This is a genomic window from Rhodanobacter sp. Root627, assembly GCF_001427835.1.
GTDB classification, from domain to species: domain Bacteria; phylum Pseudomonadota; class Gammaproteobacteria; order Xanthomonadales; family Rhodanobacteraceae; genus Rhodanobacter; species Rhodanobacter ginsenosidimutans.
On the sequence record NZ_LMGW01000002.1, the window covers coordinates 869,783 to 881,400 of the forward strand.

Annotated in this window: 10 protein-coding genes and 1 pseudogene; 5 read left to right on the plus strand and 6 right to left on the minus strand. The window is 63.1% G+C overall.

Annotated elements, in window-relative coordinates; translation table 11 throughout:
• Nucleotides 1-14: 14 nt before the first annotated feature.
• From ASD68_RS11150 to hutH, 5 genes are all read left to right on the plus strand, one after another.
• Nucleotides 15-1,301 carry a D-tagatose-bisphosphate aldolase, class II, non-catalytic subunit gene (locus ASD68_RS11150; protein ID WP_056606708.1) on the plus strand — a complete coding sequence of 429 codons (1,287 nt, stop codon included), beginning with the start codon at nucleotides 15-17 and terminating at the stop codon, nucleotides 1,299-1,301.
• On the plus strand, nucleotides 1,291-2,448 hold the full coding sequence (locus tag ASD68_RS11155) for an SIS domain-containing protein (protein WP_056606711.1): 1,158 nt from the start codon (nucleotides 1,291-1,293) through the stop codon (nucleotides 2,446-2,448). Before ASD68_RS11150 ends, ASD68_RS11155 begins: the two co-directional genes overlap by 11 nt.
• Nucleotides 2,445-3,389 carry a BadF/BadG/BcrA/BcrD ATPase family protein gene (locus ASD68_RS11160; protein WP_056606714.1) on the plus strand — a complete coding sequence of 315 codons (945 nt, stop codon included), beginning with the start codon at nucleotides 2,445-2,447 and terminating at the stop codon, nucleotides 3,387-3,389. Before ASD68_RS11155 ends, ASD68_RS11160 begins: the two co-directional genes overlap by 4 nt.
• Before the next feature lie 187 nt (nucleotides 3,390-3,576).
• Complete coding sequence (hutC, locus tag ASD68_RS11165) at nucleotides 3,577-4,302, plus strand: histidine utilization repressor (RefSeq protein ID WP_056606717.1); 726 nt, start codon at nucleotides 3,577-3,579, stop codon at nucleotides 4,300-4,302.
• 70 nt (nucleotides 4,303-4,372) lie between these two features.
• Nucleotides 4,373-5,902, plus strand: a complete 1,530-nt coding sequence (gene hutH / locus ASD68_RS11170) for a histidine ammonia-lyase (RefSeq protein ID WP_056606720.1) — start codon at nucleotides 4,373-4,375, stop codon at nucleotides 5,900-5,902.
• 320 nt (nucleotides 5,903-6,222) lie between these two features.
• Here hutH and ASD68_RS11175 read toward each other — a convergent pair.
• From ASD68_RS11175 to ASD68_RS16870, 6 genes and pseudogenes are all read right to left on the minus strand, one after another.
• Nucleotides 6,223-6,571, minus strand: a pseudogene (locus tag ASD68_RS11175) (6-carboxytetrahydropterin synthase).
• 31 nt (nucleotides 6,572-6,602) lie between these two features.
• Nucleotides 6,603-8,411 carry a DUF262 domain-containing protein gene (locus ASD68_RS11180; RefSeq protein WP_056606722.1) on the minus strand — a complete coding sequence of 603 codons (1,809 nt, stop codon included), beginning with the start codon at nucleotides 8,409-8,411 and terminating at the stop codon, nucleotides 6,603-6,605.
• A 68-nt stretch (nucleotides 8,412-8,479) separates the two neighbouring features.
• Entirely contained in the window at nucleotides 8,480-9,523 is a 1,044-nt protein-coding gene (locus ASD68_RS11185) for a phospholipase D family protein (RefSeq protein WP_056606726.1), read from the minus strand.
• 98 nt (nucleotides 9,524-9,621) lie between these two features.
• Nucleotides 9,622-10,395, minus strand: coding sequence for an HNH endonuclease (locus tag ASD68_RS11190; protein WP_056606729.1), 774 nt, complete (start codon nucleotides 10,393-10,395; stop codon nucleotides 9,622-9,624).
• Complete coding sequence (locus ASD68_RS11195; RefSeq protein WP_056606732.1) at nucleotides 10,392-11,090, minus strand: RNA ligase family protein; 699 nt, start codon at nucleotides 11,088-11,090, stop codon at nucleotides 10,392-10,394. The genes ASD68_RS11190 and ASD68_RS11195 overlap by 4 nt, the downstream gene beginning before the upstream one ends.
• A gap of 2 nt (nucleotides 11,091-11,092) precedes the next feature.
• A complete protein-coding gene (locus ASD68_RS16870) occupies nucleotides 11,093-11,617 on the minus strand; it encodes a hypothetical protein (RefSeq protein WP_156458383.1) in 525 nt (174 codons plus the stop codon).
• Nucleotide 11,618: the final 1 nt, after the last annotated feature.

Here is an 11,618-nt window from a genome sequence, read left to right on the forward strand (position 1 = left end):
CGGAGCCCGTCCCCATGCAAGTCCTTCTCGACCTCATCGCCCGACACAAGCAGGGGCACGCCACCGGCGTGACCTCGATCTGCTCGGCCCATCCCATCGTCATCGAAGCCAGCCTGCGCCAGGCGCAGCGGACCGAGCAGGCCTTCGTGCTGTTCGAAGCGACCTGCAACCAGGTCAACCAGGATGGTGGCTACACCGGCATGACGCCGGCCGATTTCGTGGCCTTCGTCCACGGCATTGCCGACCGCGTGGGTTTCGACCACGCACGCATTGCGCTGGGTGGCGATCACCTGGGCCCCAACCCGTGGACGGCGCTGACCGCGGACGCGGCGATGGACAAGGCCGAAGTGATGGTGGGCGCCTACGTGGCCGCCGGTTTCCGCAAGATCCATCTGGACTGCTCGATGGCCTGCGCCGGTGATCCCGAGCCGCTGCCGGAAGCGGAGATCGTGCGCCGCGCGGTGCGCCTGTGCCGCGCCGCCGAAGCCGCCTATGCCAACGCCGGCGGCGAGGCCCCGGTGTACGTGATCGGCACCGAGGTACCGGTTCCCGGCGGCGCCACCGAAGCCATCGAAGGGCTGGCCGTCACCACGCCGCAGGCCGCGCTGGCGACGATCGAGGCGCACCGGCAAGCGTTTGTCGAAGCCGGCCTGGAAGCCGCCTGGCATCGCGTGATCGCCTCGGTGGTGCAGCCAGGCGTGGAGTTCGATCATCACAACGTGGTCGACTACCAGCCGCAGAAAGCCCGCGAACTGAGCCATGCCATCACCGCCGTGCCGGGCATGGTGTTCGAGGCGCACTCCACCGATTACCAGACCCGTGACGGCCTGGACGCGCTGGTACGCGACCACTTCGCGATCCTGAAAGTCGGCCCCGGCCTGACCTTCGCCCTGCGTGAGGCGCTGTGGGCGCTGGATGCGATCGAGCGCGAGTGGATCGACGAATCACAACGCAGCCACCTGCGCGACGTGGTGCTGGAGCGCATGCGCGCCCAGCCCGGCCATTGGCAGCGCTACTACCACGGCCAAGGCCACGCGCTGACCATCGATCTGCAATACAGCCTCAGCGACCGCATCCGTTATTACTGGCCCGATCCGGTGATCGAGCAGGCCCGCCAGCGCCTGTTCGACAACCTGCGCGCGAACCCGCCACCGCTGCCGCTGATCAGCCAATTCCTCCCCCACGCACTGCATGCGCTGCGCAACGGAACCGCCTCGCGCGATCCGCTGTCGCTGGCCATAGCCCACATCAGTGCCGCCCTCGACGACTACCACCATGCATGCCATCACCATGACCACTGATTATCTGGGCCTCACCGAATCCACGTTGACCGCCTCCGGCGCGATCGCCACCGCGCGGGAGATCGCGCAGCAACCGCGCATGCTGGAACAAACCCACGCGCTGGTTGCCGACCTGCACGAACAGATCCAGGTCTTCGCTGGCGGGCTGACCGGCAACCCCGCCGCGCGGGTGATCCTCACCGGCGCAGGCAGCTCCGCCTACATCGGCCAATGCGTGGCGCCGCTGCTGGATCGCCAACTGGCCGCCCGCGTGGATGCGGTGCCGACCACCGACATCGTCTGCGCGCCGCATCTGTATCTCGACCCCGAGCAGCCGCTGCTGCTGGTGTCGTTCGGCCGCTCCGGCAACAGCCCGGAAAGCCTGGCCGCAGTGAAGCTGGCCGAATCGCTGGTGCGCGACGTGCGCCACCTGGTCGTGCTGTGCAACGCTGACGGCGAACTCGCCAAGCTGGCCGTCGCCCACGCCATGACCCTGCTGCTGCCGCCGGAAACCCACGACACCAGTTTCGCGATGACCTCCAGCTTCAGCTGCATGATGTACGCCGTGGTGGCCGCACTGCTGCCCGCTGGAACCATGGACAGCCGCATCAACGCCATCGCCAACGCCACAGGCCGCAGCATCCACGACGCGCTGCCGGTACTGGACGCGCTGGCGCTGGAGCAGCACCAACGCGTCGCCTACCTGGGTAGCGGCGTGCTGCAGGGGCTGGCGCGCGAGGCGGCGCTGAAACTGGGCGAGCTGACCAACGGCGCCGTCGCCACCTGCTTCGATTCCCCGCTGGGTTTTCGCCACGGCCCCAAGACCTTCGTCAACGCGCACACGCTGGTGGTGGTGTTTGTCTCCAACGATCCGCTCACCCGCCGCTACGATCTGGACCTGATCGACGAACTGCGCCGCGACGGCTGCGCCGGCCGCATCATCGAGGTCACCGCGCAACCGCGCACCGATGCCGGCGCCGAAAGCATCGTGGTACCCGACATGACCACTGCCGCCGACCTCGACCTGCTGTGGCCGTACATCGCCATCGCGCAGGTCTATGCCTTCTTCACCTCGCGCGCGATGGGCGTGACGCCCGACAACCCCAACCCCGCCGGCATCGTCAACCGCGTGGTGCAAGGCGTGCGCCTGCACGCGCTGAGCGCATGAACGGACCGGTCTACCTCGGCGTCGACGGCGGCGGAACCAAGACCCGCTTCGCCCTGATCGACGGCGACGGCCAGTTGCTGGCCGAAGCGCAACGGGGCACCACCTACCACCCGCACGTCGGCCTGGACGGCGTGCGCGCCATCCTCGCCGACGGCGTGGCCGACGTGCTGGCCGCCGCGAAACGCACCCCCGCCGACATCGCCCACGCCTTCTTCGGCCTGCCCGCCTACGGCGAAGACAGCCACGCCACCGCGTTGCTGCAAACCTTCCCCGAAGCGATCCTGGGCCACCGCCGCTACACCTGCGACAACGACATGGTCTGCGGCTGGGCCGGCTCGCTGGCCTGCGCCGACGGCATCAACATCGTCGCCGGCACCGGCTCCATCGGCTACGGCCAGCGCCACGGCACCGCCGCCCGCGCCGGCGGCTGGGGCGAAGCGTTTTCCGACGAAGGCTCCGCCTACTGGATCGCCATCCGCGGCCTCAACGCCTACTCGCGCATGAGCGACGGCCGCCTGCCCAAAGGCCCGCTGCACGGCATCCTCAACGCGCACTTCAAGCTCGACAACGACCTCGACATCTGCGCCCACATCTACGGCGAAAAAGCCTCCCCGCGCAGCGACCTGGCGCAACTGTCGCGCCAGGTCGCCGATGCCGCGGGCGCGGGCGACGCGGCGGCGATCGCGATCTTCCACGATGCCGGTCGCGAGCTGGCGCAGATCTGCGACGCGCTGCGGTTGGCGCTGCAATTTGAAACGGGCGAACCCGTGCCGGTGTCGTATTCCGGCGGGGCCTTCAACGCCGGCGACCTGCTGCTGACACCGTTCCGCGATGCACTCCGCGCGGCAAGCTCCGTCTTCGAGATCCGGCTTCCCCTGCACGCACCGGATTACGGCGCGGCGCTCTACGCGATCAGGCTGGGGCAGGGCGGGGCACGCTAACGCCCGCCGGCTGGCCGACGCAGGTATCGGTGTTCCTCGGATTGCGCGTGGAAATCCGGCTTGTCGCAACAGCCTGACCGCGGCGCGGCCGGGAAACAGCGGCGCGGTCTTCACCACAACGCTGGCGCCCTGGCGGGGAAGTTTCACGGCCTTTCATCGGCTTGTATAGACATGTCATCCTAAGCGGATGAACGAGCCCGCGCCCGCGTACCTGAAGCTGAAACGCTACCTGCTTCAGCACATCGTCAACGGCGACTACCCGCCGCAAAGCCGCCTTCCCAGCGAGAAGGATCTCGTCATGAAGTTCGGCGTGTCGCGCATGACCGTGAACCGGGCCATGCGCGAGCTCACCAGCGCGGGCGTGATCACGCGCGTGCAAGGCGTGGGATCGTTCGTGGCCGACCCCAAGGTCGAGTCGGCCCTGCTCGACGTGCGCAGCATCCGCAGCGAGATCGCGGCGCGCGGCGAGACCCATACGGTCGACGTGCTGGTCAGCGAATCGGTCGCCGCCAGCCCGACCATCGCCCGCCAGTTCGGCATTGCTTCGGGCGAGCCGCTGTTCCACTCGCGCCTGCTGCACCGGGCCGACGGAAAGCCGCTGCAGCTGGAAGACCGCTTCGTCAGCCCGGCGTGTGCGCCCGGTTACCTGGACATCGATTTCCAGCTGGAAATCCCGCATCACTACCTGATGCGCACGGCGCCGTTGCAGCGCACGGAACACGTGATCGAGGCGGAGGCGGCAAACCGGCGCCTGGCGAAATGGCTGGACGTCAGCGTGGGCGCGCCGCTGCTCGTGCTGGGTCGCCGCACCTGGTCGCGCGACCGCGTCGCCAGCGTCGCGCGGCTCACCCACCCCGCAGCAAAATACCGTTTCGTCGGCAGTTTCCACGTCGGCGACGCGCTGCATGCGTGACGCAGCGTTCGATGGCCGCCAGCCCGCGAACCTGCGTTGCACCCGATCTTGATCACCGGACAAATCCGCCATGCAAACCCTGATTCCCGGACACATGCCCCTGGCCCAGTTGCGCGATATCGCCGCGACGTTCGAGCCGATTCGACTGGATGACACCTGCACGGCCGGCATCCACGCGGCGGCGCAAACCGTGCAAGGCATCGTGGCCGCCGGCCAGCCGGCCTATGGCATCAACACCGGCTTCGGCAAGCTGGCCAAGGTGCATGTCCCGGCCGATCAGCTGGAACAGTTGCAGACCAACCTCGTGCGCTCGCATGCGGCCGGCGTGGGACCGCTGCTGGACGACACCGCCGTGCGCATGATCCTGGCCTTGAAGATCGCCTCGCTGGCGCGCGGCTACTCCGGCGTGCGGATGCAGGTCATCGACACCCTGCTGGCGATGTACAACGCCGAGCTGTGGCCGTGCATCCCGTGCCAGGGCTCGGTGGGCGCCAGCGGCGATCTCGCGCCGCTGGCGCATCTGGCGCTCGCCGCGATGGGCGAAGGCAAGCTGCGTTGCCGCGGCGAAATCATGGATGCCGCCGATGGCCTGCACCGCGCGGGAATCTCCCCGCTGCGCCTGGCCGCCAAGGAAGGCCTGGCCCTGCTCAACGGCACCCAGGTATCCACCGGCATCGCGCTGATGGCCCTGTTCGGCGCCGAGCAGGTTTTTGCCGCCGCCGTGCTGGCCGGCGCCCTGAGCGTCGACGCCGCCTGCGGTTCGGATGCGCCGTTCGACGCGCGCATCCACGCCGTGCGCGGACAACCGGGGCAGATCGAAGTGGCCGCGCTCTACCGGCAACTGCTGCAAGGCAGCGCCATCCGCGAATCGCACCGCGTCGGCGACCCGCGCGTGCAAGACCCCTACAGCCTGCGCTGCCAGCCCCAGGTGATGGGCGCCTGTCGCGACCTGCTGCGGCAAACCGCATGCACGCTGGAGATCGAGGCCAACGCCGTCTCCGACAACCCGCTGGTGTTTCCGGAAAGCGGCGACGTGATCTCCGGCGGCAACTTCCACGCCGAGCCGGTGGCCTTCGCCGCCGACCAGCTCGCCATCGCCGTGGCGGAAATCGGCTCGCTGTCCGAACGCCGCATCGCCATGCTGGTCGACGCCAGCATCTCCGGCCTGCCAGCCTTCCTGGTGCAGGACTCAGGCATCAATTCCGGCTTCATGATCGCCCACGTCACCGCCGCCTCGCTGGCCAGCGAAAACAAGACCCTGGCACACCCCGCCAGCGTCGATTCGCTACCCACCTCCGCCAACCAGGAAGACCACGTCAGCATGGCAACCTTCGCCGCGCGCAAAGCCGTCGACATCGTCGACAACGTGCGCAAGATCGTAGCCATCGAACTGATGGCCGCCGCCCAAGGCATCGACTTCCGCCGCCCCCTGCGCTCATCCGACGTACTCGAAGCAGCACACGCCCGCATCCGCGAAACCGTGCCGCACTACGGCGACGACCGCCACCTGGCACCCGACATCGAAGCGTTGAATGCGCTGATAGACAGCTCGGCATTCCACGAGTTTCTAGACTTGCCGTTGCCGTCGACGGTGCGGTGATAGGTGGAAGGACAGACCGTCGACCAACGGCGACCGCTTGGCATTGGCACGATGCAGAGCATCGTCAGCTCTTGGCGTCGACGGGCCGACCGGCATCCATCCTTGCAGACGGGAAATTCAGACACAAAAAAAACCGTATCGGCGGGCTTGATCGCTCGTCATTCACTGATCTGATGGACGAGAGGATTTGGTGGTTTGGGTGCACTCGAATGGATGCCACAAAGCCTTATTAGGCCTTGATCGTCTTCAACCTGATAAGAAACACACCCCCAGACGAAGCGGGTTGCTCCGAAACGTCGTTGCTCACCTTATAACTCGGACTACTTGGGTGCCGAGTAACGGCATCCGGACATACAGGTCTCGTGCACCATGATCTCCGAGAGCAGCTGGAGCAGCGGCTTGAGTTGTTCAGATCCAGACAGCAAGTCGCTCTCTGGTGGGCTTGTCCAGCCGTTCGATGTCGTTGAGGTAGTGATGGTCGAGCTGGCCATAGATCGGCTGAAACGCCGCCTTAAACTCCACCGAAGTATCATACCAAACCCGTGTCGGCTCCGAGCTCGCCTGTCAGATGCACCCGACATGGAACGATTGCCATGCGGTCGCGCGCACTTCCGGCACGTTGGGAAGGCGGTGCGCTGCTTCAAGGGTGAAGGCTTTGAAGATATCCATCGACGCATTGTACAAGCGAGACCCTTCCTACCTACCCGTCAAGTAGCCACACCTTACGCGCCAACCCGGCGAGCTGCTTCTGACGATCTTCGATCGTCTCGCTGTTCCAGCTCGAATAGCTGGAGAGCAGCTCCAGAGCGCGCTTGAGTGTGGTGTCTTTGCCATAGCCATCCATGCTGTCGATAACACGGGTCAACAGAACCTTGGACTGGGCAAAGGCTTTCAGCTTTTCATCGAAGTCCTTGTTTCCCGCGGCGGGGTTGAGTGGCTTTTCAAGCAACGTCAGATTGCCAAGCCGCTCGACCCACTGGTCGTAATCGTCCGGCTTGTCGAAGGAGGCGCGCAAAGCAGCGCCAGGGTTCTGCGGCAGGATGTGTTCGATTTCGAGCTTGCCATCGAGATAGGTTGCCAGGTCGGCCGATGCCAGCGCACCTTGGTAAGCGACATGTTCCAGATACTGCGCCAGCTTGGCCAGAACGTATTTCAAGCGATACTTCTGTATGCGGCTGGCGGTCAATGCGCCCATCGCGAAATCGAAATCGCTGGATTTGGCCTGCAGTAACGGCCTTACACGCAGCGCAATCATGGCTTCGACGTCCTCGCGTCCGCGGGCACGGCGCAAGTCGGCCGCCCAGTCACCAAAAACCCCCTCAAACGCCTTGGTGGGCTCGCGAGTCACCGTGTAGACGAAGAACAGGCACTCCAGTTGCTGCGCCAACGTATCGAGTGCATCGGTGGGCAGATGACGGCCGGCCAACATCAGGATGAAATGCTGGCGCGCCTTCCCGCTCAGGCTTTGGATGTTGTCCAAGTAGCGAATCGGCGTGCCATCGGATGCTTTGCCTTCAGCAAAACGTCGATATTGCGCTGCCGCGTTTACCAGCTTCTCCAGGAATGCCAAAGGCCGACCTTCAATGTTCAGATCGGAATCACCGGCGTGCGCGGTGAACCATTCGTAGATCTCGTCTTCGCGCAGCGGCTTGCCGGATTTCATGCGGAATGCGGGCGAGGTGGCCATGACGAAATAGCGCAGGAAGCGGAGGTGCTTCTCCTTGCAGGCATCGAGATCGCCGGTCAGCCGCTTCCAGGCGTCCTTGAGCTTCGGGTAGTCTGACGCGGCGGCACGCATGAACAACAGGTTCTTCAACAGATCCATGGCGGTCAGACCGACGCCGCGGTCATTGACTGTCTCGAAAACCTTGAGCGCATGGGAAAGATTGGGTGTCACGATGCGGATCAGCTTGACCCGACGGATCAAGGTAGCGAAAAACTTGCGTACCTCAGCCACGTTCGTGCTGAACTCGTCCACCACGAAGGTCGTCAATACCCGGTAGGCATCGATGATGCAGCGCATCGACGTTGTATCAGTCTGGGCCGCGCTGGTTGGCACGCGACCATCAGCAATACGCTCAAGAATGTCGCGACTGTCTTCGTACTGCAGGATCAACCGGTAGTCGCGGGCGTCGGTACCATCTTCGGCGACGCGCGTGTCCGCAATCATTTTGTCCAGTGAGCCGCTGGCATCCGCTCCGAGCGTACGCAGATGGTCGCGTATCGCGCACAGGAACAGGAAGAGCGTGGTCATGCGCTGCTGGCCGTCAATCAAGTCGAACGTACCTTGCCCATTTCGGCACACCACGATGCTACCGATGAAGTATTCCGAATCAGGAACAAGCTCGCCCTTCTCGGTATAGAACTCGTCGTAAATATCCTCGGCAAAGGTTTGTACGTCGTCTTCAGCCCAGACGTACTCGCGCTGGTAGTCGGGAACGGCGTAGAAGTCCTTGTAGACCTGCTCGATAGTCAAGTCGCTTGATTCGATTTTGGGTGCGGTGGTCATGCGGATTGCCTTGGTTCGTATGAAACGTCTGCTGCCGCGTCATCGGCACCATGGAAGATATGTCCGCATTAACGGGGCGGAAGCGCAACCTTCCGACCCACGACAAACCGCTTCATATCCGCCGCAACAATGGTGACGCCCTCCGCATCCTCATCGAGCTGCGCAGTGTCGTTCCAGATTTGGCGGATATACGGCTCGATTTCTGCCGCCAGCGCGACGCGTTCTCTTGGGCCGAACGGTCGTCCAGCGATCGTCGGGATTCTCATGGCTAGGGCAATGTGTCCGACCTCGCCATCCTCATACACGACGCGCCTGTTTCTCTTCTCGATCCGCCGCGTGGCCCCAAGGCACTTGATGGTGCCGTTTTTGCGATAGTGGATGTCGATGATCTCCGCGTCCGTATCTCGCGGCAGATCGTCCCAGCCTTCATAAGCGTGGTAATCAATGCGCACGCTCGTGGGCGGAGTCTCACCCCCTAGGCTAGGCACTGCGGACTGGCGTACGGCCTCAGCCTCCGGCGACAGGCGGTTGTTACGGTATATGGCAAAATAAATCGGGCGGTCCGTGAGCGAACCTACTTTGGTGTTTTTCAGACTGAAGCCTACGGTCGCTTTGCCGCCGCGCTGAAGTGGACGGGTGCTCCGGCGCTTAAGCCATAACGCGCGTGCGTCAGCAATATCCGTGGACGTAATACGGCGCGCCGCCCTCCAAACATCGTCGAACCAACCTCCGATAGACGACATCTCGGACGGTTTTCTGGTTCGCAGACCCGCTTCATTCCACCCCGTTACTTCCGGCCCCTCGAGGCTCAACCCATTGGTCGACATATTTGCCGAACCCACGAGCGCCGACGATGAGCCGATGATGACCTTGGCGTGCAGCCGGTCATCCTGCTTCACCCGCACGCCCTTCATTTTCATCAGCTGCTCGACAACACCAGGATTTGTACCTCCCATCGCCAGGTTGCACACAATCTGAGTTGGTCTACCGCTCCGCGCCGCAACGATTTCCGCAGCGCCCTTGCCCCAGAACGCAACCGCCATGCGAACTTCATCGTCGTTCTCGACGATTGCGCGCACAGCAGCTTCATATTTATTGGCGTCGATAAACATTCGGACCTCCGGTGGCAACGATGTGGAAGTGAACTGAACCAAAGCCCAAAAGGCGGCGCCGGAAAGTGGCCGATCAATCGATCAGTCCGCGGCATCAACTACCCGATCGCCTCGAACCGAGCTCGATGAAATTCTAGATACTTGGCATGTTCATCAGCCAACCAGCGAAGGTGTAGTGTCTGGTCTAGTCCGAGTCGCATGCGGTCCGACGCACAAACTGCTGGCGATACAAGAAGCTTGCCAGAAGAACTGAAGCTGATCAGAAAGCGATCAAACAAGGCGTCGAGGTTGGCGTTGAGCAGGAAGCCGTTGAACACGTCTAGTCGTTCCGCGTCGCTCTTGCACTCCGCCCAAGGCTTGGCGTGGCTGGCGCGCAGTACGGCAGTATGGGACACGCCCGTGACAGCGCAGGCATTGCCCCAATAATTCAACATGGCTTGGCGAAGGGTCTGCTGGCCGACGCGCTGACGCACCATGCGTTCGACCTCGGTATCACGGGTCTGGTCAGACGAGAGTTGCGCAAGTTCGCCTGCGACTTGGGCTTCGAAATCCATCGCAGCCTGATTGGGCAACGCGCGGGCGAGTGCGGCGGCGCGGCGGAGGATCTGCGCCAGGTCAGCGTGCTCGGTTGCGACAAAGCTTCCGTCTGGCAGCAACGAAGCGGGAAAAGTGCGGACCAACTCTGCTTGCAGCAGGTGAGGTCCCGCGCTGGAAAAGACCAGTTCGAACCCATGGTCTCGAGGTGTCACCACGGCTTGCGCTCGATGAAGAGCGGAAGCAAGACGTACGGTGCCATCGTCGCTGGGCAATACATATTCGAAGCCGTGATCGTGACCGGCCTTTTCGATCAGCGCCCGCTGCAATGGGTTCATGCGTCGGTACCCGTTGGGCGCTGGAGGTGGTTCCATTCGATGGACCGGTTACGCCAGTGCTCGCCGATGGCCTGGGTGAACTCGGGCTGCACCAGCTTGGCACGTGCCTCGCACCACTGTTCGGATTCAGCGCGAATCACCAGTCCCTCGGGTGGTCCGTTTCGATAGAGACTGGGGGTGCTCTGCAAAAGCGCTTTGAGATCGGACAACGTGGCTCGACCGTGAAAGAGCCGGGGGACGACGGAAAGGCCGAGTGAGGTAGCCATGGCGTTGCGCCGGGTGCTGCTCCAGAAGCGCTGCTCCACACGGTCATAAACATCGAACAGCAAAAACCAGTCTGGCAGCGACTCGTAGTCGAGCGAGTGCTTGGCAGCACACCACTCGCCGAAGAGGATCAACCGCTGATCAAGATGGTCAGTCAGGGCAAACCGATGTTTGGTCAGCCATGAGGCAAGGCGGGAAAACTGTCCGCTGAGTGGCTCTGTCTGGTATTGGCCGCGGTTCTGGGCGCGCAGTTGGCCATCGGGCGCCAGCGAAATCCCGAGATTCGCGCCATCGAGCTTCTCTTCCACCACCACGCTACCGCTCAACAGGATGGTCGCTTCTTCGGTGGACAGGACCTTGTCATCGCGAGGCTGGCCTACACCTAGCCAAGCCAGATGGGGTGTATGTGGGAAGCGGAAGAAGGCGCTCACTGCTAGGCGATCCTTTCTTCGTACCAATTGTCCGGGAGCAACCGAACAAACTTTATTCCCTCAGGGATCAAACCAGCTTCGGCAATGAACCAATCGGTCTCGGCGCCATAAACAATCGGGGGCATCTCTTCATGAAGTAGATGAGCGGCCAGTGCGCAGCAAACCCATTTGTGATCAGCACGATCCGTAACAAGATGTTCGAAAGCTTCACTCAGAAGATGCCGGGCACCGTGTTCGTCAACACGAACATCGATGGGAACGTAGTCCGCAAGATAGTGATCGATTTTATGCTGCAGAACCTGCATCGCGTATTCCTGCTCCCGCCAGTTGTGGGGCAGGTTGTCTTCGTATTCGTCTCGAATCAGACCCTCTTCATCGAGCACGATCCGGTCATCCACAAGCTCAAAATTCTGCAGCCAGTCAAACACCAGCTCACGAAGCTCTGGCTCCAGCGGCATGGCATGCGGAGCCACCCTGGATAGTTCAGATACCGCGCTTGCAGCCATCATGACGTTTGTATCAATCAAG

Bases quoted from the DNA above. Each gene is read 5' to 3' on its own strand.
- ASD68_RS11150 (WP_056606708.1), top strand. From the start codon at position 15: ATGCAAGTCCTTCTCGACCTCATCGCCCGACACAAGCAGGGGCACGCC.
- ASD68_RS11155 (WP_056606711.1), top strand. From the start codon at position 1,291: ATGACCACTGATTATCTGGGCCTCACCGAATCCACGTTGACCGCCTCC.
- ASD68_RS11160 (WP_056606714.1), top strand. From the start codon at position 2,445: ATGAACGGACCGGTCTACCTCGGCGTCGACGGCGGCGGAACCAAGACC.
- hutC (WP_056606717.1), top strand. From the start codon at position 3,577: ATGAACGAGCCCGCGCCCGCGTACCTGAAGCTGAAACGCTACCTGCTT.
- hutH (WP_056606720.1), top strand. From the start codon at position 4,373: ATGCAAACCCTGATTCCCGGACACATGCCCCTGGCCCAGTTGCGCGAT.
- ASD68_RS11180 (WP_056606722.1), bottom strand. From the start codon at position 8,411: ATGACCACCGCACCCAAAATCGAATCAAGCGACTTGACTATCGAGCAG.
- ASD68_RS11185 (WP_056606726.1), bottom strand. From the start codon at position 9,523: ATGTTTATCGACGCCAATAAATATGAAGCTGCTGTGCGCGCAATCGTC.
- ASD68_RS11190 (WP_056606729.1), bottom strand. From the start codon at position 10,395: ATGAACCCATTGCAGCGGGCGCTGATCGAAAAGGCCGGTCACGATCAC.